Here is a 24,825-nt window from a genome sequence, read left to right as displayed (position 1 = left end):
ACTTCAGGCTGGAGCGCGCACATCATCGAGCAACGCATCGACAACAAGATCATTCGGCCGAGCGCGAATTACACCGGTCCGGAGAATTTGAAGTTCGTCGCGATAAATAAGCGAAAATAGCGGGCTGCGCGATCGGATTTTACGAGGAAGAAATCCACGCCGCGCGGCAAACCGCCATTCAACCCCAATGTTTTTGAAAGGTTTTTTTCGATGAATAAACTTCTGATCGCTGCAATCGCCGGCACGCTGGCAACGACGAGCGTCTTCGTCAGCGCCGACGCCTTCGCTGCGACGTCGACCGAATCGAGCGCGGCCAAGGCCAAGCGCCCCGCTCCGGCTCGCCGCCTGATCAAGCGCAGCCCCAAGGCCGAAGCGGCCGCGGCGGCCAAGATTGATCCGATCCCCGAAGGTGCAGTGAAATGGTCGTGCAAGGACGGTAACGCTTTCTATCTGAAAGGCGACATGAAGCGTGACGCCATCGTCACCGTGAACTGGGCCAAGAAGGACTACCGTCTGCCGCGCCAGGATACGACGACCGGCGCGGATCGTTTCCACGATTCGGCATCGGGCATGGACCTCGTCGTGATCCCGTCGAAAGCGATGCTGTTCTCGGATAAGGACTCGTCGCGCCTCGCCGACGAGTGCATGACGCCCGAAATGGCTGCGGGCGGCCCGGCTCCGACGCAGTCGAACGCGCTGATCAAGAACGCGGAGTAAGTTAGTTCAGCACTTACATCAGGAATCACTCGATGTCCGCACCGATCTCCAATGTCCGGCCCGATCCGGACAAGGTACTGGTCGACATAGTCGACTACGTGCTCGATTACAGCGTCGACAGCACGCTTGCGTTCGAAACGGCGCGCAACTGCCTGATCGACACGCTCGGCTGCGGACTCGAGGCCCTCTCCTACCCCGCCTGCACCAAGCTGATGGGACCGATCGTGCCCGGCACGATCGTCCCCAACGGCGCGAGGGTGCCAGGCACCCAGTTTCAGCTCGACCCGGTACAGGCCGCGTTCAATATCGGCGCAATGATCCGCTGGCTCGACTTCAACGACACGTGGCTCGCCGCCGAGTGGGGCCATCCGTCGGATAACCTCGGCGGCATTCTTGCAACGGCCGACTGGCTTTCACGTAATGCGATCGCATCGGGCAAGAAGCCGCTCGACATGAAAGACGTCCTGATCGCGATGATCAAGGCGCACGAAATTCAAGGCTGCATCGCGCTCGAGAACTCGTTCAACAAGGTCGGGCTCGATCACGTGCTGCTCGTCAAGCTCGCATCGACGGCCGTCGTCGGGCAGATGATCGGCCTCACGCGCGATGAACTGATCAATGCGGTTTCGCTTGCCTTCGTCGACGGTCATCCGCTGCGCACGTATCGTCATGCGCCGAACACCGGCTCGCGCAAATCGTGGGCCGCGGGCGACGCCACGTCGCGCGCCGTGCGTCTCGCGCTGATCGCGAAGACCGGCGAGATGGGCTATCCATCCGTTTTGACCGCTAAGACATGGGGCTTTTACGATGTGCTCTTCAAGGGCAACGCGTTCAGGTTCCAGCGTCCGTATGGTTCTTACGTGATGGAGAACGTGCTCTTCAAGATTTCCTTCCCTGCCGAGTTCCATTCGCAAACGGCCGTCGAAGCCGCGATGATCTTGCACGGCAAGCTGAAGGAAGCCGGCAGGTCCGTCGATGACATCAGCAAGATCACGATTCGCACGCACGAAGCGGCGATTCGCATCATCGACAAAAAAGGGCCGCTGAACAACCCCGCGGACCGCGATCACTGTATTCAGTACATGGTCGCCGTGCCGCTGATTTACGGCCGGCTCACCGCCGCCGATTACGAAGATTCGATCGCGCAGGACCCGCGCATCGACACACTGCGCGCGAAGATGGAATGCGTGGAAGACACGCAGTACACGAAGGATTATCACGACCCGGACAAGCGTTCGATCGCGAATGCGCTGACCGTCGAATTCAACGACGGCACAAAGCTCGATGAAATCGCGGTCGAATATCCGATCGGTCACAAGCGCCGTCGCGCGGATGGCATTGCGCTGCTCGTCGAGAAATTCAGGACCAATCTCGCGCGTCGGTTTCCGCAAAAGCAGCAGCAGGCGATACTCGCGGTATCGCTCGATCAGGCAAGGCTCGAAGCGATGCCGGTCAATGAATATGTCGATCTGTACGTGATTTAGCCTTAGAGAAGCAATTTCCTCGTCTTAGTCCAAGGAAAATAACCATGGCCCACAATCTTCACAACACGCTCAAGGAATTCGACAGCGGCTCCGGCAAAGGCAAGCTCTACTCGCTGCCGCAACTCGGCGACGCGCTGAAGGTCAAGATCGAGCGCCTGCCGGTCTCGATCCGGCTGGTGCTCGAATCGGTCCTGCGCAACTACGACGGCAAGAAGATCTCCGAAGAGCACATCGAGCAACTGGCGAGCTGGAAGCCAAATGCCGCTCGTGTCGATGAAATCCCGTTCGTCGTCGCGCGCGTCGTGCTGCAGGACTTCACCGGTGTGCCGCTGCTCGCCGACATCGCCGCGATGCGTGGCGTCGCCAAGCGCGCCGGCAAGGACCCGAAGGCAATCGAGCCGCTCGTGCCGGTGGATCTCGTCGTCGATCACTCGGTGCAGATCGATCATTTCCGCGAGCCGAACGCGCTCGACCTGAACATGAAGCTGGAATTTCAGCGCAACAACGAGCGCTACCAGTTCATGAAGTGGGGCATGCAGGCGTTCGACACGTTCAAGGTCGTGCCGCCGGGAATCGGCATCGTGCACCAGGTGAACCTCGAATATCTTGCGCGCGGCGTGCACAAGAAGACCGAGGGCAACGACACCGTCTACTACCCGGACACGCTCGTCGGCACGGACAGCCACACCACGATGATCAACGGCATCGGCGTGGTCGGCTGGGGCGTGGGCGGCATCGAAGCGGAGGCGGGCATGCTCGGCCAGCCTGTGTACTTCCTGACGCCGGACGTCGTCGGCGTCGAGCTGAAGGGCAAGCTGCGCGAAGGCTGCACGGCGACCGACCTCGTGCTGACCATCACTGAAATGCTGCGCAAGGAGAAGGTCGTCGGCAAGTTCGTCGAGTTCTTCGGCGAAGGCACGGCCTCGATCGGCGTGCCGGACCGCGCGACCATCGGCAACATGGCGCCCGAGTACGGCGCGACGATGGGCTTCTTCCCGGTCGACGAAAAGACCATCGAATACTTCAAGGGCACGGGCCGCACCGACGAGGAAATCGCCGCGTTCGAGCGATACTTCAAGGCGCAGAAGCTGTGGGGCGTGCCGAAGGCCGGCGACATCGACTACACCAAGACGCTCACGCTCGATCTCGGCACGGTCGCGCCGTCGCTCGCAGGCCCAAAGCGTCCGCAGGACCGCATCGAAATCGGCAACGTGAAGAGCACGTTCGTCGATCTCTTTTCGAAGCCGGTCGGCGAAAACGGCTTCAACAAGAAGGCCGCCGACCTGAACGTGCAATACAGGACGACCGACGGCGTGAACCTGAAGAACGGCGATGTGCTGATCGCCGCGATCACGTCGTGCACGAACACGTCGAACCCGAGCGTGCTGCTCGCCGCCGGCTTGCTCGCGAAGAAGGCCGTCGAAGCGGGTCTGACCGTCGCGCCGCACATCAAGACGTCGCTCGCGCCGGGGTCGCGCATCGTCACCGAGTATCTGACGAAGACGGGTCTCATGCCCTATCTCGACAAGCTCGGCTTCACGCTCGCCGCTTACGGATGCACGACCTGTATCGGCAACGCGGGCGATCTGACGCCGGAACTGAACGACGCAATCACGAAGAACGACGTCATCGCGGCAGCGGTGCTGTCCGGCAACCGCAACTTCGAAGCGCGCATTCACCCGAACATCCGCGCGAACTTCCTGGCTTCGCCGCCGCTCGTCGTGGCCTACGCCATCGCGGGCAACATCACGCGCGATCTGATGACCGAGCCTGTCGGCCAGGGCACGAACGGCCGCGACATCTATCTCGGCGATATCTGGCCGACGAGCGACGAAGTCCACGCGCTGCTCAAGTTCGCGCTGGATGCGAAGGCGTTCCGCGAGAACTATTCGCAGCTCACGAAGGAAGGCGACCTGTGGAGCAAGATCGCGGGCGAAAGCGGTCAGGTGTATGACTGGCCGAAGTCGACGTACATCGCCGAGCCGCCGTTCTTCGGCAGCGACTTTTCGATGAAGCCGGCCGATTCGATCCCCGCTGTGAAGGGCGCGCGCGCGCTCGGCATCTTCGGCGATTCAGTGACGACCGACCACATCAGCCCGGCCGGTTCGATCAAGGAAACGTCGCCGGCGGGCGTGTGGCTGAAGGCAAACGGCGTGCAGAAGGCCGACTTCAACAGCTACGGGTCGCGTCGCGGCAACCACGACGTGATGATGCGCGGCACCTTCGCGAACGTGCGCATCAAGAATCTGATGATCCCGGCGAAGGCCGACGGCACCCGCATCGAAGGCGGCCTGACGATTCACCAGCCGAGCGGCGAACAGTTGTCGATCTACGACGCGGCGATGAAGTACATCGACGCCGGCACGCAGACCGTCATCTTCGCCGGCGAAGAGTACGGCACGGGTTCGTCGCGCGACTGGGCGGCGAAGGGCACGCAACTGCTCGGCGTGAAGGCCGTGGTCGCGCGCAGCTTCGAGCGTATCCACCGCTCGAACCTCGTCGGCATGGGCGTCTTGCCGCTGCAATTCAAGGGCTCGGACAGCGTCCAGTCACTGAACATCACCGGCGAAGAGACGTACGACATCGAAGGTCTCGGCGATGACTTCAAGCCGCAGCAGGAAGTCACGCTGGTGATCCATCGCAAGGACGGCAAGGAAGATCGCGTGCAGGTGCTGCTGCGCATCGACACGCCGATCGAAGTCGACTACTACAAGCACGGCGGGATTCTGCCGTTCGTGCTGCGCTCGCTGCTGGCGGCGTAAGTCAAGCCTGTTTTGCAGGTGACCGCGCTCGAAAGAGCGCGGGAACATTGAACCCGGCCACGGCCGGGTTTTTTTTCGCCTACGCCTTCAAGGTCGCCAGTTTCGCCGGCATCGGACGGCGCGCAAACCACGCGCGCGCGATATCGGCCAGCCTGCGCGCGCTGCCGCGCGTCGAGCCGGAGGCCATCGAGAACCAACTGGCGTCCTCCGTCGCGCTGACCCAGATCGTCGTGTACGGCTTGAGTTCGACGGAGGCGCCCGCGTCGAGCCAGTAGTCATCGGCTGCGCCTTCGATGGTCAGCCAGACTTGCCCGCGCGTGACGCGCAACGTCTGAGGCCGATCGATCACCCAGCGCGTGGGCGCGTCGCGCCGATCGAGTTCGAATGTCCGGATTTCACGCATGATGCTGCTCCTTCGGATCGTGTAACTGGAAGGCCGCGTTCGCATGCGCAAAGCAGCCGTTGATCCTATTATTCGACCGATTCCGAACAGCTTGAATGAACACTTATGAACAGTTGGAGCAGAACTGTTAAGCTATTTTGGCCGAACAGTTCATGGCGATCTGACACTTGAAAAACAGTTCGCCTAGCCGCTCGGACAGTCTTGACGCGGCTTTTCGGATGCGTTCGAATGTCCTGACGACACCTGTGAACAGCGAAATCAAAGTGTTCACTATGAATCACTGAACAGTTTGAAACATCATGAACGCACTTCCGCTCCACATCGACGGCGGCACCGGCGTGCCGCTGACCGAGCAGATCGTCAACCAGGTCGAGGCGATGATCCGTTCGCGCCGCGTGCTCGCAGGCGCGAAGCTGCCCTCGATTCGTCAGCTCGCCGCCGAACAGCGCATCAGCCGCTTTCCGGTGATCGAGGCGTACGACCGGCTCGCGTCCCGCGGGCTGATTCAGCCGAAGCACGGTTCCGGCTTCTATGTGGCGAATCACGTGGACGAACGCGACAGCAACGCCGGAAATTGCGATCCGCGCCTGGCCGAGGAAGAATCGAACCAGATCCTTCAGCAGTTCAACTATCCCGGCGAGTCGCTGAAGCTGTCGAGCGGCTTCATTCCGGAGGCGTGGCGCGACGTTGACGGTCTCACGCAGGCGATCCGTCAGGCGTCACGCATCGATGTGCCGAGCGTGATCGACTACGCGATCCCTCACGGCGACACCAGCCTGCGCCAGCAAGTCGTGATGCGCATCAACGCGCTCGGCATCGACGCCGATCTGCCGAACGTGATGATCACCACCGGTGCGAGTCAGGCGCTCGACCTGATCGTGCGCTACATGCTGAAGCCCGGCGATACGGTGTTCGTCGAAGACCCGGGTTACTACAACCTCTTCGGGCTTCTCAAGCTGCAAGGCGTGCGTCTCGTCGGCGTGCCGCGGCTCGCGAATGGTCCCGATATCGATGTTGCGGAGGAACTGCTCAAGCAGCATCAACCGAAGCTCTTCTTCATCAACACGGTCTTCCAGAATCCGACCGCGACGAATATCGCGCCGCAGGTCGCATTCAGGCTGCTGCAGCTCGCGACGCAGCACGGCTTCACGATCGTCGAGGATGATATCTACGCCGACTTCCAGGCCGTGCCGACGCAACGGCTCGCATCGCTCGATCAGTTCGATCGCGTGATCTACGTGGGCGGATTGTCGAAGACACTGTCGTCGTCGCTGCGAATCGGTTATCTCGCGGCGAATCGCGAGCTCGTGAAGAATCTCGTCGATGTGAAGGTGCTGACGAGTCTCGGCGGCACGCGTTTCGCGGAGAGCGTCGCGGCGAGCCTGCTGGAACGCGGCACGTATCGCAAGTATCTGGAACGGCTGCGCAAGCGCGTGCGTGATTCGCTGTCGAGCGCGGTGCAAACGCTCGAAAGCTACGGCTGGGATGTGTTCGATGAACCGAGCGGCGGCAATTTCGTGTGGGCAAAGGTGCCGGGCATCGACCATTCGTCCGTGCTCGTCGACGAAGCGGCGAAGCTTGGCGTGACGCTCGCGCCGGGCAGCTATTACCGCCCGAATGGCGAAGCGTGTCCGTGGGTGCGCATCAACTCCGCGTATGCGGGCGACCGGCGCGCGGCGCGCTTCTTCGAGTACATAAAAGAAGCCGCGGCAGCGCGCGTCTAGCGGCGTTCGGTGAAGAAGCGTTCGAGTGCGTCGGTCGCGTCCTTGTCTTGCGCAAGCCGCGCGTAAAGTCCCGCCGCGCCTTCGTAGATGCGATGCTCGGCGAATTCGTCGCCGATGAACTGCGCGATCTCTTCCATCTCCGCGACCCATCGATACGCCTTCGGCGGCATGCGCGGCACATTACCCGCGAGCCACGCGGCAAGCGCGGGCTGACTCTCTGCGAGTTCGCTGAAGAGCGCGTCTCCCGCGCCGTTGCGCATCGCGGCGAGCGACATGGCCGAACCGAGCGCCGTCAGTCCCTTCGTGATGCCCGCATACGACATCTTGAGCGCGGATGCGGCACCGACCGGTCCATCGAGCACGCGCACGACGAGGCCGGCATCGGCGAGTGGCTGCGTATGCCGTGCATGCGGCCCCGACATGTAAAACTTCGGCGAAGAAGGCATGCCGATGATCGCGCCATCGACGAACGGCGTGCCGGTCGGTTCAAGCACGCGCTCGATCTCCCGGACCGTATCCGGATTGATCGCGTTGCAATCGATGAAGAGCGGCAGGACGCTCGCCTGTTCGAGCGCGGGCGCCATGCGTTTCGCGGTGTCGATCGCAACCGCGGGCGGCACGATGGACAGAATGAACTCGCATGCCACTAGGCTATCGAGGCTCGCGTCTTCCATGCCGGCCTCGCGTGCGCGCGCTGCGCTGGCGGCGCTGCGGCCTTCGAGCGATGTCAGCACGCGCGCGCCCGATTGCGTCAATGCACGGCCGATGGCCGATCCCATGCTGCCCGCGCCCAGAATTGTGACGGTCGGATGTTTCGATTGAGTCACTTGCAGGCTCCGTGTATCCGCGAACGAAACACAGAATACGCTTGCGAGCGAAGACGCGCTCGGCCTATTCGCTGTCTTCGGCTTCGTTCGAGCGAAGGTTCCGGAGCGCGCCGAGCCTTTTGAGCACATCGTGACCTTTCTGCGTGAGAAGCGGCATGGGCACGCCGGTCGGCAGCCGTGTGATCTCGACGAGCGCTTCCTGACGCAAGCGCGCCGCGTGCTGACCGAATACTTCGACCTGGTGAGGCGAGCGCTCGATCAGCAGGAGCGTGGAAATTCGTGTGGACTCAGCATTCGGTTCTCCATGCGTCGGACGAGCGGAAGGCACGTATCGATACATGCTAGAGAGTGAAGCTGGCAATTCGGCTACGGACATTTTTCCGCGTGTTACGGCGTTACACACCTGAAACTGGTGCTTATTTCACCGAGGCTTCACGCGCCTTTCGATTCGCCATCCTGAACAATTTGGTGCAATCAAAAGCGGCCCTCGAAGGGCCGCCTTTCGAACGACTTCACCACGCAAGAATCAACGATGCTCCGTCACGAACTTCGTGACGAGATACGCTTCCATCGCTTCGCTGCCGCCTTCCGAGCCATAGCCCGAGTCCTTCACGCCGCCGAACGGCGTCTCCGGCAACGCGAGACCGTGATGATTGATCGAGAGCATCCCGCTTTCGATATCGTCCGACACCGCCGCCGACGTCGCCGCCGAGCTCGTGTAAGCGTATGCCGCGAGTCCGTAAGGCAGACGGTTCGCCTCGGCGATCACTTCATCATACGACTTGAACGATGCGATCGGCGCGATCGGGCCGAACGGCTCTTCAGTCATGATGCGCGCGCTCAGCGGCACATCGGTGAGCACGGTCGGCGCGAAGAAGTAGCCTTCGCGCCCGATGCGCTCGCCGCCCGTCAACACCTTCGCGCCATGCTCGCGCGCATCGGCGACGAGACGCTCCATCGCTTCGAGACGGCGGCCGTTTGCGAGCGGGCCCATCTGCACGCCATCGTCGAGGCCATTGCCGACTTTCACCGCGCTCGCAGTCGCGACGAAGTGCTGCACGAACTCCTCATACGCGGATTCTTCGACGAGGAAGCGTGTCGGCGAAATGCATACCTGGCCGGCGTTGCGGAATTTCGCCGATGCGAGCATCTTCGCCGCGCGGGGAATGTCGGCGTCCTTGAACACGATGGCGGGCGCGTGGCCGCCCAACTCCATGGTCACGCGCTTCATGTGCTCGCCTGCGAGCGATGCGAGCAGCTTGCCGACCGGCGTCGAGCCGGTGAACGAAATCTTGCGGATGGCGGGATGCGCGATCAGATACTTCGAGACATCGGCGGGCACGCCGAACACGAGATTCAGCACGCCGGCAGGCAGGCCCGCATCGGCATAGGCCTGCACGAGCGCCGCGCAACTCGCGGGCGTTTCCTCGGGGCCTTTCAGCACGACCGAGCAGCCCGATGCGAGCGCGGCCGACACCTTGCGCACCGCCTGATTGATCGGGAAATTCCACGGCGTGAACGCGGCGACCGGACCGACCGGTTCGCGCGTGACGATCTGGCGCACGGCATCCGTGCGCGACGGAATCACACGGCCATACGTGCGACGCCCTTCTTCCGCGAACCATTCGATGATGTCCGCCGCCGACAGCGTTTCGATGCGCGCCTCGCCGAATGGCTTGCCCTGCTCCATCGTCATGATGGCGGCGATCTGCTCGGCGCGTTCGCGAATGTTCTGCGCCGCCCGGCGCATCAGCTTGCTGCGCTCATACGGCGAGACCTTGCGCCATTCCTTGAAGCCGCGAGCGGCGGCGTCGGCTGCGAGTGAAAGCTCCGCTTCGCCTGCGAGCGCAAGACGGCCGATTTCGGCTTCGTTCGCCGGATTGATCACGGCGGTGTCGCGCGAGCCATCGCGCCAGGCGCCGTCGATATAAAGCTGCGTATTCGGATAGGCGGGAAAGCCCGAACGCGTGTTGCTCATGCATGTCTCCTTACGGGTGGCGTGGCCTGAAGTTACGTTGCGCAAGATCAAAAGATGCAAACGGCCATGTTATCCCGAACGCGTAGTATCTGCTGATACGCGCTATGTTCAACCGATAGTTGCAGGCGCATTCGCACGGCGCTCGAATGACAAACGCCCGCCGGCAACATCCCGGCGGGCGCTTGCAAGATGCACGAATGCGGGCCGCTTACATCGGCGGCGCGACGCCATCCTTCTCCACGACGATACGCTGCGCCGCGAAGTCCGAACCCGCCGGACTTGCGACAACGAACACCTTCTTGCCCGGCTTCAGGTCGTCATGCGTCGCGGGCGCGAAGGTCACGACGGGCACGTTCTCCGGCACCGTCACCGAATTCGAGCCGCCCTTGTACGAGAGCTTGAGATCCCGGCCGCTCGTGCCCTGCACGACCTGATCGACATTCGCGTTGGTCATCGAGCTTTGCGGGCCCAGATCCCACGCATAGTGACCTTCGCCGGTGCCGCGCGCGGCTTCCGGGAACACGAGCACTTCGGTCGCGGTGAGCTTGCCGTCCGTACCGGTGGTCGCCGCCGTGCCGACGAACGAGCCCGGCTTGATGTCCTGCAGCTTGATGTTCTTCAGCGCGGTGACAGGCGTATCCGACTTGACGGCGATCTTCACCGTGTCGCCGCTGCGTCGATGGACGGTGAGCGTGTCGCCTGACAGTGACACGATATCGCCGCGAATGCGCGCGGGTTTCGCGGCGGGCGTCTGGGCAAAGGCTGCGGAAGCGAGTGCGAGCGTCACGATGCTGACGCCGAGTTTCATTCGAATCGACATGCAATCTCCTTGGAGTGTGAAAACGAAGGCTTCAGGACCCGCCGAACCAGTTGTAGCCCTGGTTCTCCCAATAGCCGCCGGGGTAATCGTTCGTCACGGTGATCGCGACGATGTGCTTCGGGTTCTTGTAGCCGAGTTTGGTCGGCATACGCAGCTTCATCGGGAAGCCGTATTTCGGCGGCAGAATCTGGCCGTCGTAGGTGAGCGTGAGCAACGTCTGCGCGTGCAGCGCGGTCGGCATGTCGATGCTCGTCGAGTAGTTGTCGGCGCAATGGAAGGCCACGTATTTGGCGCTCGTATCGGCGCCCGCCCGCGCGAGAACATGCGCAAAGCGCACGCCGCCCCACTTGCCGATCGCGCTCCAGCCTTCGATGCAGATATGCCGCGTCACCTGGCTTTCCTGCGGCATCGCGTGCAGTTCGTCGAGCGTCCAGACGCGCTTGCCTTTGACGAGGCCGCCGATCTCCAGCTTGTACGTCGACGGGTCGACTTCGGGCACTTCGTCGATGTCGTAGAACGCGTTGAACGGAAACGGGCGCGTGATCATCGATTCGGGATAGGTCGGCGCGAGCCTGGCCGGATCGAACAGGAGCGCCTGCACGTCGTCGTTGAAGGATGAAATGCGGCGCAGCATCGCGTTGATGGATTTATCGTCGGTGATGTTGCAGCCGGACAGCATCGCGAGGCCTCCGAGCGACAGAATGCGCTTGCCGAATAAACGTCGCGCGGGCGCCTTTAATTCCTTCGCCGCATCCTTGATGATGAGCTCGGCATCGGGTCTCGATTTGAATAGCTTGAGCGACATGGCTTAACGACCTCGAATCATCATCACAAGCGAGCGCGGCACGAGTGCAACCATCACCACATGCACCACGAAGAACGCGACCAGAAAGCTCATGCCGAAGAAATGCACGACGCGGGCCTCGTCGTAGCCGCCCATGAGCGTTCGAAGCAATGGAAATTGCACGGACTTCCATACCGCGAGGCCCGACAGGATCACGATCACGATGTCCACGATCACCGCCAGATACGCGAACTTTTGTACCGCGTTGTAGTGCGTGAGATCGTCGTGGCCGAGCTTGCCGCGCAATGCGGCGAATGCGTCCGTGACGATGCTTCTGATCGAGAGCGGAAACATGCGGCGGCGCAGGCGTCCCGTGAAAACATTCATCGCGACATACACGATGAAGTTCGCGACCAGCAACCACATCGCCGCGAAATGCCATTGCAGCGCGCCGCCGAGCCAGCCGCCGAGCGTGATGGCGCTTGGGAAAACAATGGATCTGAAGATCGGCGATGCGTTGTAGATCTGCCAGCCGCTCGTCACCATGATCAACACGGCGAACGCATTGAGCCAGTGCGTGATGCGCAGCCATAACGGTTGTATTTGCACGTCTTCGAGCCTCGCGATTCGATTGAGTTTCGCTGGCATGGTAGCGACGCGCCGCTGATCGATCGATGACCTGTGGATGACTTTTTTGTCATCTTGGCGAGGGCAGCACGTGCTCTGGCTAGAATGACGGCAATCCATTCGACGCAGCGCGAGCATGACCATCCTCGTTATCGAAGACGACCGCAAGACCGGCGACTACCTGAAAAAAGGGCTCATCGAGTCCGGCTATCAGGTCGATCTCGTGCGCAACGGCACGGACGGATTGCATCAGGCCCTCGCGAATCCGTACGAGCTGATCGTGCTCGATGTGATGCTTCCCGGCATCGACGGCTGGCAGGTCATGTCCGCATTGCGCGCGAAACGTGACTTGCCTGTCATTTTTCTGACCGCGCGCGATCACGTGACGGATCGCATTCACGGACTCGAACTCGGCGCCGACGATTACCTCGTCAAGCCTTTTTCCTTCACTGAACTCGTGCTGCGTATTCGCACGCTATTACGGCGCGGCGTGATGCGCGAATCGGATACGTTTCAGATCGCGGATCTGCATGTCGATGTCCTGCGCCGCAAGGTGACGCGCAAGGGCATCGACATCGCGCTCACGAACAAGGAGTTCGCGCTCCTGCATCTCTTTTGCAAGCATCAGGGCGAGGCGCTGTCGCGCACGCTCATCGCATCGGAAGTGTGGGACATGAACTTCGACAGCGATACCAACGTCGTCGATGTCGCGGTGAAGCGACTGCGCGCGAAGATCGACAACCCGTACGATCTCAAGCTGATCCATACGGTGCGCAGCATCGGCTATTCGTTCGGGGAGAATCCTTGAACCGGCCTTCGCGTTCACTTGCGCTGCGTATCGCGCTATCTTTTGCGGTGACTGTGTGCGTCGTGGTCGGGATGGTTGGCGCGTCGCTCTATCAGGCGACGAATCGCGCGCTGTCCACACGTGCGGACTATCAGTTGATCGCCCGCGTCGAGCATTTCCGCTCGCTGCTGCACGATCTCTACACGATCAATGAAATCGAAGCGCGGCCGAAGCTCTTCGAAACGATGCTCGGCGACCGGCAGGACGTCATCCTGTTCCGGCGCGCAGGCTCGGCGCCTTTCATCAACGTGAATCCGGAACAGATGCCGTTGCCGCCGCTTCATATCGTGCCGATGACGCGGGCCATCGGGCTCGACGATCTTTACGAAGGCTCGCGTGCGGACGGCGTGCGCATGCGCTGGGTCGGCGCACAGGCGCGTATCGGCCAGAGCGGCGAAGTGGTGGAGATCATCGCGGCGCACGTGATGACACAGGAAGCGATCGTCTTGTCGGCGTATCTGGAACGCGTGTGGATCACGGTGATCGGCGCGGTGCTCGTGACGCTTCTGCTCGCGTACTGGGTCACGAGCCGCGGACTCATGCCGCTGAAGGCAATGGCCGACAAGGCCGCGGAAATCACGCCGAACCGGCTTTCCGCGCGGCTCGATGTTGCGCACGCGCCCGCCGAGTTGCAGAGCCTCGCGGCATCGTTCAACGCGATGCTCGATCGTCTCGAACACGGCTATGAGCGCTTGCTGCAATTCTCCGCGGATCTCGCGCATGAGGTGCGCACGCCGATCGGCGTGTTGATCGGCGAAACGCAGGTTGCGCTCGCGCATGAGCGCAATGTCGCTGAGTATCGCGGCGTGCTGGAATCGAATCTCGAGGAACTGGAGCGGCTCGCGCGTATCGCGCAGAACATTCTGTTTCTTGCGCAGGCGGATCACGGGCGGCAGCGCATCGAGCGCGAACGGCTCGATATCCGCGAGGAACTCGAAACCATCGGCGCTTACTTCGAAGGCATCGCCGAAGAACGCCGCATTACCTTCGATATCGACGCCGACGGCGAAATGGTTGCAAATGCAATCATGTGCCGAAGGGCCATTGGCAATGTGGTTGTGAATGCGGTGCGTTATGCGACGCCGGGCACCGTGGTGCGGCTGAGTGGACACGCGGACGAACAGGGTGCGCGCATCGTGGTGGGCAATCGCGGGCCGCGCATCGGGCGGGAGGAGCTTGGCAAGCTCTTTGACCGCTTCTATCGTGGCGATGCGGCGCGTAGCGAGTTCACTGAATCGAGCGGGCTCGGGTTGTCGATCGTTCAGGCGATCATGCGGTTGCACGGCGGTAGTGTGACCGCTGACTGCACTCGTGATGAGTGGATCGAGTTTTCTTTGCTGTTTCCTTCTTGAGTTTGTTTTTGCTTTTCGCCTGGTCCCGTATTGGTGTTGGTTTATTAGCACTGCCCCTGTGCGGGGCGGCAGTCACTTTCTTTGCTGCTGCAAAGAAAGTAACCAAAGAAAGCAGCTCCACACGCCCGCGGTCACACGCAGTTTGACCATGCTTGCCATGTGACCGTGGGCTGCCTAAGTGTCGCCCTCATAGGCCCAACCGCGCTTGGCTCGCGCACGGTCTGTCTCATCGCACCACTCCACTTGCTGGTTCAGCACCAAATAGCTTCGGCAAAGCGCTACGCGCTGCCGACGGGTCTATCAGGGAAACCAACCTGTCGCACCTGCAGTGCGATGGAAGCGTTAGCGACGAAGCGCGCGCAAACCCGATGAACCCAGCGGCCGCGAAGCAGGCCGGAGCCATTTAGTGCTGAACCGCTCCGCTGTGCGGCGCGAGGTGACAGACCGTGCGCGAGCCAAGCCCGATTAGTCTTGTGAGGGCGACACTTAGGCAGCCCACGATCACATGGCAAGCATGGCCAAACTGCGTGTGACCGCGGGCCTAACAAGCTGCTTTCTTTGGTTACTTTCTTTGCTGCTGCAAAGAAAGTGACTGCCGCCCCGCATAGGGGCAGTGCTAATAGACCAACACGAATACGGGATCCAGCAAAAGCGAAGCAAAAAAAAACCTCACCCCACCCCCAATGCCTCCCGCTTGGCGAGCAGCCCATGAATCTGGGCAACCACCGCCGCCCCCTCCCCCACCGCAGCCGCAACACGCTTGGTCGAATTCGACCGCACATCACCGATGGCGAACACCCCCGGCACGCTGGTTTCCAGCGCCATCACGCCTTGCGTGCGTCCGTCGTGGGCCTCGGGCCCAGTGAGCACGAAGCCCTTGCCATCGACATTCACATTGCAGTTGCGCAACCAGTCGGTATTCGGATCCGCGCCGGTAAAGAGAAACAGATGCCGCGAGTCGATCTTGAGCGGTCCATCCGGCGTACTGCAATTGACGGCGGTCAGTGCGCGGCCATCGCCATCGAGCGAGGTGATCTGCGTATGCGTGCGCACCGTGACGTTCGGCAACGAGCCGATGCGCTCCACCAGATAATGCGACATGCTCGCCGATAGCCCCGCGCCGCGAATCAGCACATGCACATGCTTCGCGTGCGTCGCGAGATACACCACGGCCTGTCCCGCCGAATTGCCGCCGCCGACGAGCACCACTTCCGAGTTCTTGCACAGCTTCGCCTCGACCGGCGACGCCCAGTAATACGTGCCGTGCCCCTCGTACCGCTCGAGTCCGGCGATATCCGGTCGCCGATACGCCGCGCCCGATGCGATCACCACCGTCTGCGTCGTCACGCGCGCGCCGTTCTCCAGTTCGATCTGGATCGGATTGCAATCGCAATGCAGCGCCTTGATCTTGGTCGGAATCGCGATATGCGCGCCGAACTTCTGCGCCTGCACGAACGCGCGCCCGGCGAGCGCCTGGCCGGAGATCCCGGTCGGAAAGCCGAGATAGTTCTCGATGCGCGAGCTCGCACCCGCCTGCCCGCCCGGCGCGCGGCAATCGAACACCGCCACCGACAAGCCTTCGGACGCCGCATACACCGCCGTCGCGAGACCCGCCGGCCCCGCGCCGACGATCGCGACATCGTAGACATGCGCCGGATCGAACTCGGGCAGCCAGCCGAGCTGCGTCGCGATCTGATTCTCGCTGGGCGCGCGCAGCACGGTGCCGTCCGGGCAGATGACGAGCGGGAAGTCGGACGTCGATGCCGAGATGCGTTCGAGCAGCGAAATCGCATCGGGATCGGTGCACGCGTCGATCACCGTGTGCGGATAACCGTTGCGCCGCAGAAAGCCCTGCAGCGAGACCAGATGGCCATCGTCCGACTGCCCGAGCAGCACCGGGCCGCTGCCCTTTTCGATCAGCCCCACGCGCCGCAGGATCAGCGCGCGCATGATGCGCTCGCCCAGTTCCGCTTCGGCGACGAGCAGCGCGCGCAGCCGCTCAGGCGGAATCACGATGCCGTCGACGTCCTCGGCGGCGACGCCATCGACGAGACACGGCTTGCCCGAAAGCTGCGCCACTTCCGCCAGAAAATGCCCCGGCCCGTGCTCGACGACGAGATGCTCCTGCCCGAGCGCGTTGCGGCGCGTCACGCGCACGAGCCCTTTCAGGACGACCACCATGCCGCGCCCGGTCTCGCCCATGCGGAACAGCCACTCGCCCTGACGCCAGTGCGCGGCAGTCCCGAAGCGGCTCATGCGCTCGATCTCGTTGTCGGTCAGGCGCGGAAACATCTGGTGCGCGCGCGTTTCGAGCGGCGAGAAAGGCGCGCTGTCGTCGGACGCGGCGGCGGCTGCCGGCGACGGCACGACGTTCGGATCGGTATTCTGCACCGGCTCGCGTGCGCTCCACGCGACGACATTCGGCATGCCTTGACCAGGCTCGTTGAACGGCGTTGTGCTCATGCGCGATCTCCGTGTGGAAAACCAGCTTCGTGCAGGGATGCCGGGCCCGCGGGCGATGCCGCCGGCGCTTTCACGGGCCAGGGGCACATCGCCGCCATTTCCGCGACCTCCTCCGGTGTGGTCGCCGCGAGCTCGCCGAACTCGGTCAGCGTCGCGACCTCGAAACCGGCGAGGCGCCAGGCGTCCAGTCCGCCCGTGAGCGGCACTACGTCCCGGAAGCCCGCGTTGCGCATGGTCTTGGCCATCCACGCAGCCGACACTTCGTTCGGACACGAGCAGTAGATGACGACCTTGCGCGACTTGTCGTAGTTCTCGATGATCTTCGCGAGATCGCGCTCGTCGGCGAAGAGAGAGCCGGGAATCGCGGCCGGATCGAGCATGCGCTTCTCCGGCGAGCGAATATCGAAGATCACGGGCAGCGGCTCGTCGTTCATCAGCGCATACAGCTCGTCCACGCTGATGCGCGCCTTTTCCAGCGTCGCCATGAGCGCGCGGCGGCGCCACCAGCGATACGCGACGTAGACCGCGAGCAGCACCGCGACGACGGCCACCGCCTGTCGCCCGAGCTGCGAGATCATCGCGAAGACCATTTCCAGCTGCGCCGCGAAGATGACGCCGACGCTCAGCCCGACCGCGCCCCACAGCGCGATGCCCGCGCCATCGTGCGCGATGAAGCTGCGCAGCTTCACGCCCATCGCGCCCGCGAGCGGCACGGACACGAGCGAAAGACCGGGGATGAACTTCGCGACGAGCAGAATCCGCACGCCCCAGCGGCCGAAGAAACGTTCTGTCTTCTTCACGCACGTATCGCGCGACAGGGACAGCTTGCAGATGGTCTTGAGCGTCTTGTCGCCGTACTTGCGCCCGCCCTGGAACCAGACGAGATCGCCGAGCACGCCGCCCGCCACCGCGACGCACAGCACGCCGAGCAGCGCGGGCCAGAACGCGCCGCCGTTCACGGCCATCAGCGCGATGGAGGCGCCGACGACGATCATCGTCGGCATCGCGGGCACCGGAAGCCCGAGTGCCGAGCCCATTACGTTAATGAATACGATCGCCGGGCCGAATCGATCGACTAGCTGATGCAACAACATGGGAATCTCCCGCGCGGGAAGGTGTGGTCACGGGACGACGGGACGCGCGCCGCGATGCCGGCGTTGCGAAGGCGCAAGAAGCACGAAAGCGAAAGAGATACGAGCTTGCGGCCGCTCGTGGTTCAACGCGGTGCACGCGGCGCCGGGCCGACGTTCGTCACATTTAAGAGACAAGTGTAGCCCGGAAATGCGCATGTAAGCATGACAGGCGCGCGGGGACGCGGGCATCGCGCGCGCGACGCCCGGTGCAGAACGAATCGATGATGCAAGAAGTGGGATTCAGCCGCGTTCGTCGGCGATATAGGCGCGGATCACGTCGGCGAAATTCTTGTCGCCCACGAGGCCGAGTTGCTCCGCGCGTGCCGGGTTCCACGCGCCGGGCCAGCTGCAGACGATTTTCTCGATGCGTTCGTCGCGCTGCCAGTCGATGCGCTGCACCGCTTCCTCGCCCGCCACTTCGCGCAGCGCCGCGACCATCTCGTTCACGCTGACCGACAAGCCCGGCAGATTGATGACCGGCCGGAGCCCGAGCTTCGCGCGATCGATCTCGCAGCCCGCGATCAGCGCTTCGATCGCGCTTTTCGGCGACAGAACCCAGACGCGCGTGTCGCCATCGACAGGACACGTCGAGCGCTCGCCGTTCAGCGGCTCGCGAATGATGCCGCTCGCAAACGACGACGCCGCCGCGTTCGGCTTGCCGGGCCGCACGCTGATGGTCGGCAGGCGCAGCACGCGGCCATCGACGAAACCGCGCCGCGCGTAGTCGGAGAGCAGCAACTCGGCGATCGCTTTCTGCGTCCCGTACGACGATTGCGGATTGAGCGCGGTGTCGTCCTGCACGACATCGGGCAGCGTGCCGCCATACACCGCGACCGAACTCGTGAACACGACGCGCGGCTTATGGCCCGCAGCGCGGCACACTTCGAGCAACGCCCGCGACGCGTCGAGATTGATCTTCATGCCGAGATCGAAGTCTGCTTCGGCCTGGCCGCTCACGATCGCGGCAAGGTGGAAGATGGCTTCGGTCTGCGTGTCGATGTGGCGTTGCAGCACGGCCGGATCGGAGATGTCGCCGGTTTCGGCGCGCACGCGTTGGTCGGCGAGCAGTCGTTCGTCGTTCGGGCGCGCGACGTCGAGCAGCACCAGTTCCGTGACCGGCTTGCCGTTGAGTTCATTGCGCTCGAGAAGGCGCTTCGCGAGCCGCTGACCAAGAAAGCCCGCGCCGCCGGTGATGAGAATTTTCATGTAATCGCTTCCTTTCTCACAGATAAGGTTTGAGCCAGCCGAGGCCTTCGCTCGTGCCCGCCTTCGGCTTGTATTCGCAGCCGATCCAGCCTTCGTAGCCGAGCGAATCGATCAGCTCGAACAGATACGGATAATTGAGTTCGCCGATGCTCGGCTCGTGCCGCTGCGGCACGCCCGCGATCTGAATGTGGCCGATGCCCGCGTTCGGGCGCTTCATGTCGCGTCTGAGCTTCATCTCGATATCGCCTTCGACGATCTGGCAGTGGTAGATATCGAACTGCACTTGCAGGTTAGGCGCGCCGATTTCGTCGCAAATGGCTTGCGCGTCGTCCTGGCGGTTCAGGAAGAAACCGGGAATGTCGCGCGTGTTGATCGGCTCGATCACGATGCCGATGCCCGCCTTTTCCGCTTCCTTCGCCGCGTATTCGAGATTCTTCAGATACACCGCGCGGTGTTTTTCTCTTGGCTGATCCGCCGCGATCAGGCCCGCCATCACGTGCAGTTTTTTGTTGCCCAGCACGGCGGCGTATTCGAGGCCTTTTGCCACGCTCTGCCTGAATTCCTCTTCACGGCCCGGCAAGGACGCGATGCCGCGCTCGCCCTTCGCCCAGTCGCCCGGCGGGGCGTTGAAGAGCGCTTGCGTCAGGCCGTTGTCCTTCAAGCGTTGCTCGATGTCCTTCGCTGCGAATTCGTACGGGAACAGGAATTCAACCGCCTTGAAGCCGTCTTTCGATGCTGCGGCGAAACGGTCCAGGAACGGGTGCTCCGTGTACATCATCGTCAGGTTTGCGGCGAATTTTGGCATTTGCGTTGCTCCTGGTTTGATCTGGTTCGGCTCTCGTGGAATCCTGATTTCTTGTCGGTCTGCTGGCTGTGCCCCTGTCTGGGGCGGCAGTCACTTTCTTTGCTGCTGCAAAGTTGGCCGTGCTTGCCAGGTGAGCGTGGGCGGCCTGAGTGTCGCCCTCATAAGACTCACCCGGCTTGGATCGCGCACGGTCTGTCGCCTCGCTCCGCTTCACTCACTGGTTCCGCACCACACGGCTCCGGCCCGCTGCGCGGCCGACCGGCATTTCTTTACCATCGGGCGTTGAATGTCGCTCGCAAATCCTCGATCGCCGCTTCCGGTAACGGCTCGGGGCGCGGCATCGTCGATAGATACAGCCGCGCCGTCTCCTCCAGCTCCTCCAGCGCGTAACTCGCGTGCGACACCGATTTCTCCCACACCACCGGCCCAAGGCGCTCCAGCAACACCGCGCGCACCTTCGACGCCAGCGCCGCCACTTCCTCCGCCACGGCCGCATCGCCCGGACGGCGATATTCGATCAGTGGCACGTGGCCCACCTTCATCACGTAGTACGGCGTGATCGGCGGCAGGACATCTTCCTTCTTCCAGACGCCCGCCAGCGTCAGCGCCACGAGATGCGTCGAATGCGTATGCACCACGCCGCGCGCATCCGCATTGCTCTCGTAGATGCGTCGATGCAGCGCGAGCGTCTTCGACGGCCGTCCGCCCGACACGTGATTGCCCTGAAGATCGACCTTCGCGATGTCGTTTGGATCGAGGCGGCCAAGGCACGCATCCGTCGGCGTGATGAGCCAGCCGTCATCGAGCCGCGCGCTGATGTTGCCCGCACTGCCGACCGTATAGCGCCGCTCGTACAGGCTCTTGCCGGTGACGCAGATCTCTTCGCGAATGGAATGTTCGTTCGATGCCATCACAGTGCCTTCAACGCCTTCTCGAAGAAATCGGTCGCGCCGAAATTGCCGGACTTGAGCGCGAGGGCCAGCGATTCATCGGCATTCGCGCCGATCGACTGCGTCGCCGGCACGCCCGGATCGATCTGCGGCCCGATGCGCAGCGTGCGCACATCGAGCGCCTGCACGACCGCGCCCGAGGTCTCGCCGCCCGCCACGACGAACTTGACGCAGCCTTCGTCGCGCAGCGTGCGCGCGATGGACGCGAGCGCGTCTTCGACCAGTTGCCCCGCCTTCTCGACGCCCAGTTCCTTCTGCACCGCCTTTACTTCATCGGGCGACGAAGTCGCGTAAATGAGCACAGGCTCGTTGTGCGTGCGCGCGAATTCGACAGCGTTTTGCACGACCGGCTCGCCGCGCGACAGCGCCAGCGGATCGATACGGAAACCCGGCTTCGACTCGCGCCAGTGCGCGACCTGCGCGTTCGTCGCCTTCGATGCGCTGCCCGCCAGCACCACCGACTTGCCTTCGATTTTCGGCAGATCGGCGGCATGTTCCGCATGCGCGAGCAGGTTCGCGGCGCGGAAGTTTTGCGGAAGCCCGAGCGCGATGCCCGAGCCGCCCGTGATGAGCGCAAGTTCGCGGCACGCGTCGCCCAGCGTGTAGAGATCGGCGTCGGATATGGCATCGGCGATGGCGAGGCGCACGCCGTCTTTCTTCAACTCGTCGATGCGCGCCCGGATCGCGTCCGCGCCCTTGGCGATCGTGTCGTAGCGGATCAGCCCGACTTTCGATTGCGTCTGACGCTGCAAGACGCGCACGAGGTTCGGATCGGTCATCGGCGTGAGCGGATGATTCTCCATGCCCGACTCGTTCAGCAACACATCCCCGACAAACAGATTGCCGCGAAAGATCGTGCGGCCGTTCTCGGGAAACGCGGGGCAGGCGATCGTGAAATCTGCCTTCAGCGCATCGAGCAACGCGTCCGAAACGGGGCCGATGTTGCCCTTATCGGTGGAATCGAAGGTCGAGCAATACTTGAAGAAGAACTGGCGGCATCCCTGCGCGCGCAGCCATTCGAGCGCGTCGAGCGACTGGCGCACGGCCTCGGCGGCGGGAATCGTGCGCGATTTCAGCGCGACGACGATCGCGTCCGCATCGATTAGCGTGCCCGCTTCGGGAATGCCAATGGTCTGCACCGTGCGCATGCCGCCGCGCACGAGCATGTTGGCGAGATCGGTCGCCCCCGTGAAATCGTCGGCGATACAGCCGAGCAGTGTCTGCGCCGTCTGCGTCATTCCTTCGCTCCCTTCGGGATGTCGATGCCCGGAAAAATCTTGATGACCGCGGAATCGTCCTCGCCGCCGTGGCCGGCGGTGGACGCCATCATGAACATCTGGTGCGCCGCCGCCGAGAGCGGCAGCGGGAATTTCGACGTGCGCGCCGTATCGAGCACGAGGCCGAGGTCCTTCACGAAAATATCGACGGCGGAAAGCGGCGTGTAGTCGCCCGCCAGAATGTGCGGCACGCGGTTCTCGAACATCCACGAGTTGCCGGCGCTGTGCGTGATGACGTCGTAGAGCGCATCGGGATCGACGCCTTCGCGCAGGCCGAGCGCCATCGCTTCGGCGGCCGCGGCGATATGCACGCCCGCGAGCAGTTGATTGATGATCTTCACCTTCGAGCCCGCGCCGTGCGCGTCGCCGAGACGATAGACCTTGCCCGCAATCGCACCGAGCACGTCTTCGCACGCGGCGTAGGCGTCGGCCGGGCCGGAGGTCATCATCGTCATGTCGCCGGAATTGGCCTTGGCCGCGCCGCCGGACAGGGGCGCGTCGAGCAGCAACACGCCTTTTTCCCCGATGCGCCGGCCGAGGTCGGCGGCGAATTGCGGCGATACCGTCGCGCATGCGAGCACGACGCTGCCGGGTTTCATCGCCTCGAGCGCACCGTTCTCACCGAACAGCACAGCCTCCGTCTGCGCCGCGTTGACGACGACCGTCAGCACGACCTCGCACTTGCCGCCCAGTTCCGCCGGCGACGCGCACGCAAGGCCGCCTTCGGCCGCGAACGCATCGAGCGCGGGCTTCTTCACATCGTACGCATGGACGGCGAAGCCCGCGCGCAGCAACGAACGCGCGACGCCCATGCCCATTGCGCCCAGGCCGATGACTCCCACGTTTCTCGTCATAGCGTTTCTCTTCCCGATGAATTAGCAGATGCCCGCTTCCGCCAGGCGGCGCGCGGCGTTGATGAGATGGGTCTGGGCGGCGTTGCGCGCGGCGACCGAATCGCGCGAGCGGATCGCCTCGACGATCGCCGCGTGCTCCTCGCGCACCTGACGCATGAAGTCCTCGCGCAGCGCCTCGTTGCCGCGCGTGACGAGCGTGCCGGCTTCGAGATACTGATTCAGAAAGGTGAGGGTTTTCAGGAAGTACGGGTTGCCGGTCGCGTTCGCGATTTCGCGATGGAACGCGACGTCTTCCGCGACGCCGTCCCTGCCTTCGCGAACCGCTTCGTCGATGCGCCCGAGGGCGTCATCGATAGCGGCCAGGTGCTCGTCGGTGCGGCGCAGCGCGGCCTCGGACGCGACTTCGGCCTCGATCGCCCGGCGCAGCGCGAGAATCTGGACGACCGCGCCCGGCTCGACGGCCTGCGCGTAATCGATGCGCAACGGCCGGATGCCCGCCCGCTCCACGATGAACACACCGCTGCCCTGGCGCGGCTCGACCATGCCTTCGTTCTTCAGCCGTGAGATGGCTTCGCGGATCACGGTGCGGCTCACGCCGAATTCCTGCGCGAGCACGGCTTCGGTCGGCAGCTTGCCGGTCGTGGCGAAGCTGCCGGTCTCGATGAGCTTCTGCAATTTCTGCGCGACCGTGTCCGACAGGGCGCGCGGCGGGATCTTCTCGAACATGCGACTCGATGGAACGCGTAAAGTCATCGGGTCATCATACAAGTTTCGGGAGCGGCGTTGACCGAGGAATAACCCTCGGAGGAACGCTATTGCGCGAGCGGTTCGTCGATGAGCGCGAGCGCGTCGCGTATTTCGGAGACGTCGCCGGGGCGCACGAGGCGCGCGACTTCCTTGCCGCCGAGCATGAAGACGAGCGTCGGCCAGAGCTTCACGCGAAACGAGCGGCCGAGCGGTCGGCCGCTGCCGTCTTCGATCTTCATATGCTTCACCGCGCCATGACCCTGGAACGCCTGCGCGATGAGCGGCTGCGCGGCGCGGCAGAAGCCGCACCAGTCGGTGCCGAACTCGACGACCATCGGGCCGCTCAGCGCGTCGATTTCGGCGCGCTCGGGCGCGGTCTTCGCGTATTCGATATTCATGCTCATGACGCTCGTCCTTGCTCCCTTGTGATTTCGGTGAAACTAGCAGAAAACTTGCCCACCCGCCGTAGCGAGCGGGCGCGGGAGCAGGGATATTACGATCCGACGGCGATCGCAGTCACCTCATGATTGGCGCCGCCCGTTATCGTGACCGGAATGTTCATCCGCAGCGCCATCATGAAAAGGCTGTTTCGGTTGTCGTAGTTATCCCTGTTGGGCCACATCTGGGCGCAGTATCGCGAGCCGTCGCTCGTCTGGAGCACGTAGGTGACCGCCGAACCTGGATCCTTGTCGACGATTCTCACCACCGTGCCGGTACGCGTGTCCTGCAACTTTAGAAACGCGGAATTCAGGGATGGAATCGGCGAATCACTCTTCGCAACGGCGAGGCCGGTTATGTTTCCCGAATCGTCACCCGAGAGTGTGACGGGCAGACCGTAATCCAGCGCCATCATCAGGAGATTGTTTCTATTTTCGTGAGTGACGATATTCAGTTGACCACAATATAACGCGCCCTCTCCGGTTCGAATGACGAAATTAACGTTCTCGAGATCATTCGAATCGATTATGCGGGTGAGAAAACCACCCTTGACGCCCGTGAGCGGAATGCCGCCTCGCACAAGGCCGAGGTTGACGGAACTATCAATGTTTCTCACTCGTGATCCTT

Annotated in this window: 23 protein-coding genes and 1 pseudogene; 7 read left to right on the top strand and 17 right to left on the bottom strand. The window is 62.9% G+C overall.

Going from position 1 to position 24,825, the window contains the following annotated elements:
* The 4 genes and pseudogenes from NCT32_RS14490 to acnA all read left to right on the top strand — a co-directional run.
* Positions 1-120: pseudogene (locus NCT32_RS14490) on the top strand (2-methylcitrate synthase); the annotation flags it as partial.
* Positions 121-210: 90 nt separating this feature from the next.
* On the top strand, positions 211-717 hold the full coding sequence (locus NCT32_RS14485) for a hypothetical protein (RefSeq protein WP_061120855.1): 507 nt from the start codon (positions 211-213) through the stop codon (positions 715-717).
* Positions 718-749: 32 nt separating this feature from the next.
* Positions 750-2,201: a bifunctional 2-methylcitrate dehydratase/aconitate hydratase gene (locus NCT32_RS14480; RefSeq protein ID WP_061120854.1), complete on the top strand. Its 1,452-nt coding sequence runs from the start codon at positions 750-752 to the stop codon at positions 2,199-2,201.
* Positions 2,202-2,245: 44 nt separating this feature from the next.
* Positions 2,246-4,963, top strand: coding sequence for an aconitate hydratase AcnA (gene acnA, locus NCT32_RS14475; protein WP_061120853.1), 2,718 nt, complete (start codon positions 2,246-2,248; stop codon positions 4,961-4,963).
* A gap of 79 nt (positions 4,964-5,042) precedes the next feature.
* Here the strand turns inward: acnA and NCT32_RS14470 are convergent, their stop codons facing one another.
* Positions 5,043-5,366 (bottom strand): DUF2917 domain-containing protein, encoded by a 324-nt coding sequence (locus tag NCT32_RS14470; RefSeq protein ID WP_061120852.1) that lies wholly within the window; start codon positions 5,364-5,366, stop codon positions 5,043-5,045.
* 299 nt (positions 5,367-5,665) lie between these two features.
* On the opposite strand from NCT32_RS14470, the gene NCT32_RS14465 reads away from it, so the two are divergent.
* Positions 5,666-7,090, top strand: a complete 1,425-nt coding sequence (locus tag NCT32_RS14465; RefSeq protein ID WP_061120851.1) for a PLP-dependent aminotransferase family protein — start codon at positions 5,666-5,668, stop codon at positions 7,088-7,090.
* Here the strand turns inward: NCT32_RS14465 and NCT32_RS14460 are convergent.
* The 6 genes from NCT32_RS14460 to NCT32_RS14435 all read right to left on the bottom strand — a co-directional run bounded on the left by NCT32_RS14460 (position 7,087) and on the right by NCT32_RS14435 (position 12,147).
* Entirely contained in the window at positions 7,087-7,917 is an 831-nt protein-coding gene (locus NCT32_RS14460; protein WP_086961476.1) for an NAD(P)-dependent oxidoreductase, read from the bottom strand. The two genes, NCT32_RS14465 and NCT32_RS14460, sit on opposite strands and share 4 nt — an antisense overlap.
* A 64-nt stretch (positions 7,918-7,981) precedes the next feature.
* A complete protein-coding gene (locus NCT32_RS14455; RefSeq protein WP_143756421.1) occupies positions 7,982-8,245 on the bottom strand; it encodes a hypothetical protein in 264 nt (87 codons plus the stop codon).
* Between the two features lie 198 nt (positions 8,246-8,443).
* Positions 8,444-9,895, bottom strand: a complete 1,452-nt coding sequence (locus NCT32_RS14450) for an NAD-dependent succinate-semialdehyde dehydrogenase (RefSeq protein ID WP_061120849.1) — start codon at positions 9,893-9,895, stop codon at positions 8,444-8,446.
* A gap of 208 nt (positions 9,896-10,103) precedes the next feature.
* Complete coding sequence (locus NCT32_RS14445) at positions 10,104-10,715, bottom strand: hypothetical protein (RefSeq protein WP_061120848.1); 612 nt, start codon at positions 10,713-10,715, stop codon at positions 10,104-10,106.
* 31 nt (positions 10,716-10,746) lie between these two features.
* Positions 10,747-11,520, bottom strand: a complete 774-nt coding sequence (locus tag NCT32_RS14440; protein ID WP_061120847.1) for a molybdopterin-dependent oxidoreductase — start codon at positions 11,518-11,520, stop codon at positions 10,747-10,749.
* Between the two features lie 3 nt (positions 11,521-11,523).
* On the bottom strand, positions 11,524-12,147 hold the full coding sequence (locus tag NCT32_RS14435; RefSeq protein ID WP_061120846.1) for a cytochrome b/b6 domain-containing protein: 624 nt from the start codon (positions 12,145-12,147) through the stop codon (positions 11,524-11,526).
* 115 nt (positions 12,148-12,262) lie between these two features.
* Between NCT32_RS14435 and NCT32_RS14430 the strand changes: the two genes are divergently transcribed.
* Together NCT32_RS14430 and NCT32_RS14425 are read left to right on the top strand one after the other, a co-directional pair.
* Positions 12,263-12,934 (top strand): heavy metal response regulator transcription factor, encoded by a 672-nt coding sequence (locus NCT32_RS14430; protein WP_061120845.1) that lies wholly within the window; start codon positions 12,263-12,265, stop codon positions 12,932-12,934.
* Positions 12,931-14,325 (top strand): heavy metal sensor histidine kinase, encoded by a 1,395-nt coding sequence (locus tag NCT32_RS14425; protein ID WP_061120844.1) that lies wholly within the window; start codon positions 12,931-12,933, stop codon positions 14,323-14,325. The genes NCT32_RS14430 and NCT32_RS14425 overlap by 4 nt, the downstream gene beginning before the upstream one ends.
* 669 nt (positions 14,326-14,994) lie before the next feature.
* On the opposite strand, the gene NCT32_RS14420 is transcribed toward NCT32_RS14425, so the two are convergent.
* The 10 genes from NCT32_RS14420 to NCT32_RS14375 form a co-directional block, all read right to left on the bottom strand.
* Entirely contained in the window at positions 14,995-16,788 is a 1,794-nt protein-coding gene (locus NCT32_RS14420; RefSeq protein ID WP_061120843.1) for an FAD-dependent oxidoreductase, read from the bottom strand.
* Positions 16,785-17,879: a DedA family protein/thiosulfate sulfurtransferase GlpE gene (locus NCT32_RS14415; RefSeq protein WP_409219286.1), complete on the bottom strand. Its 1,095-nt coding sequence runs from the start codon at positions 17,877-17,879 to the stop codon at positions 16,785-16,787. The genes NCT32_RS14420 and NCT32_RS14415 overlap by 4 nt, the downstream gene beginning before the upstream one ends.
* A 282-nt stretch (positions 17,880-18,161) precedes the next feature.
* Positions 18,162-19,127, bottom strand: coding sequence for a D-erythronate dehydrogenase (gene denD / locus NCT32_RS14410; protein WP_061120841.1), 966 nt, complete (start codon positions 19,125-19,127; stop codon positions 18,162-18,164).
* A gap of 16 nt (positions 19,128-19,143) precedes the next feature.
* Entirely contained in the window at positions 19,144-19,932 is a 789-nt protein-coding gene (otnI, locus tag NCT32_RS14405) for a 2-oxo-tetronate isomerase (RefSeq protein WP_250477266.1), read from the bottom strand.
* A gap of 269 nt (positions 19,933-20,201) precedes the next feature.
* Entirely contained in the window at positions 20,202-20,843 is a 642-nt protein-coding gene (locus NCT32_RS14400) for an aldolase (protein WP_061120839.1), read from the bottom strand.
* Positions 20,843-22,120, bottom strand: coding sequence for a 3-oxo-tetronate kinase (otnK, locus tag NCT32_RS14395; protein WP_061120838.1), 1,278 nt, complete (start codon positions 22,118-22,120; stop codon positions 20,843-20,845). Before otnK ends, NCT32_RS14400 begins: the two co-directional genes overlap by 1 nt.
* Entirely contained in the window at positions 22,117-23,013 is an 897-nt protein-coding gene (gene ltnD, locus NCT32_RS14390) for an L-threonate dehydrogenase (RefSeq protein WP_061120837.1), read from the bottom strand. The genes otnK and ltnD overlap by 4 nt, the downstream gene beginning before the upstream one ends.
* A gap of 21 nt (positions 23,014-23,034) precedes the next feature.
* Positions 23,035-23,739: a FadR/GntR family transcriptional regulator gene (locus tag NCT32_RS14385; RefSeq protein ID WP_061120836.1), complete on the bottom strand. Its 705-nt coding sequence runs from the start codon at positions 23,737-23,739 to the stop codon at positions 23,035-23,037.
* An 86-nt stretch (positions 23,740-23,825) separates the two neighbouring features.
* The gene (locus tag NCT32_RS14380; protein WP_061120835.1) at positions 23,826-24,164 is read right to left on the bottom strand and encodes a thioredoxin family protein; all 339 of its coding nucleotides are present in this window, start codon (positions 24,162-24,164) and stop codon (positions 23,826-23,828) included.
* Between the two features lie 89 nt (positions 24,165-24,253).
* Positions 24,254-24,814: a hypothetical protein gene (locus NCT32_RS14375; protein ID WP_061120834.1), complete on the bottom strand. Its 561-nt coding sequence runs from the start codon at positions 24,812-24,814 to the stop codon at positions 24,254-24,256.
* Between the last annotated feature and the right edge of the window lie 11 nt (positions 24,815-24,825).

It is taken from the genome of Caballeronia sp. INML2, from assembly GCF_023631365.1.
GTDB lineage: Bacteria > Pseudomonadota > Gammaproteobacteria > Burkholderiales > Burkholderiaceae > Caballeronia > Caballeronia turbans.
Note: the sequence above shows the minus strand (reverse complement) of the source record. Positions and strands in the feature narration are given on the sequence as shown.

Excerpts from the sequence above, each read along its gene's own strand:
- NCT32_RS14485 (WP_061120855.1), top strand. The coding sequence starts at position 211 with ATGAATAAACTTCTGATCGCTGCAATCGCCGGCACGCTGGCAACGACG.
- NCT32_RS14480 (WP_061120854.1), top strand. The coding sequence starts at position 750 with ATGTCCGCACCGATCTCCAATGTCCGGCCCGATCCGGACAAGGTACTG.
- acnA (WP_061120853.1), top strand. The coding sequence starts at position 2,246 with ATGGCCCACAATCTTCACAACACGCTCAAGGAATTCGACAGCGGCTCC.
- NCT32_RS14470 (WP_061120852.1), bottom strand. The coding sequence starts at position 5,366 with ATGCGTGAAATCCGGACATTCGAACTCGATCGGCGCGACGCGCCCACG.
- NCT32_RS14465 (WP_061120851.1), top strand. The coding sequence starts at position 5,666 with ATGAACGCACTTCCGCTCCACATCGACGGCGGCACCGGCGTGCCGCTG.
- NCT32_RS14450 (WP_061120849.1), bottom strand. The coding sequence starts at position 9,895 with ATGAGCAACACGCGTTCGGGCTTTCCCGCCTATCCGAATACGCAGCTT.
- NCT32_RS14445 (WP_061120848.1), bottom strand. The coding sequence starts at position 10,715 with ATGTCGATTCGAATGAAACTCGGCGTCAGCATCGTGACGCTCGCACTC.
- NCT32_RS14440 (WP_061120847.1), bottom strand. The coding sequence starts at position 11,520 with ATGTCGCTCAAGCTATTCAAATCGAGACCCGATGCCGAGCTCATCATC.
- NCT32_RS14435 (WP_061120846.1), bottom strand. The coding sequence starts at position 12,147 with ATGCCAGCGAAACTCAATCGAATCGCGAGGCTCGAAGACGTGCAAATA.
- NCT32_RS14430 (WP_061120845.1), top strand. The coding sequence starts at position 12,263 with ATGACCATCCTCGTTATCGAAGACGACCGCAAGACCGGCGACTACCTG.
- NCT32_RS14420 (WP_061120843.1), bottom strand. The coding sequence starts at position 16,788 with ATGAGCACAACGCCGTTCAACGAGCCTGGTCAAGGCATGCCGAATGTC.
- denD (WP_061120841.1), bottom strand. The coding sequence starts at position 19,127 with ATGAAAATTCTCATCACCGGCGGCGCGGGCTTTCTTGGTCAGCGGCTC.
- otnI (WP_250477266.1), bottom strand. The coding sequence starts at position 19,932 with ATGCCAAAATTCGCCGCAAACCTGACGATGATGTACACGGAGCACCCG.
- NCT32_RS14400 (WP_061120839.1), bottom strand. The coding sequence starts at position 20,843 with ATGGCATCGAACGAACATTCCATTCGCGAAGAGATCTGCGTCACCGGC.
- otnK (WP_061120838.1), bottom strand. The coding sequence starts at position 22,120 with ATGACGCAGACGGCGCAGACACTGCTCGGCTGTATCGCCGACGATTTC.
- ltnD (WP_061120837.1), bottom strand. The coding sequence starts at position 23,013 with ATGACGAGAAACGTGGGAGTCATCGGCCTGGGCGCAATGGGCATGGGC.
- NCT32_RS14385 (WP_061120836.1), bottom strand. The coding sequence starts at position 23,739 with ATGTTCGAGAAGATCCCGCCGCGCGCCCTGTCGGACACGGTCGCGCAG.
- NCT32_RS14380 (WP_061120835.1), bottom strand. The coding sequence starts at position 24,164 with ATGAGCATGAATATCGAATACGCGAAGACCGCGCCCGAGCGCGCCGAA.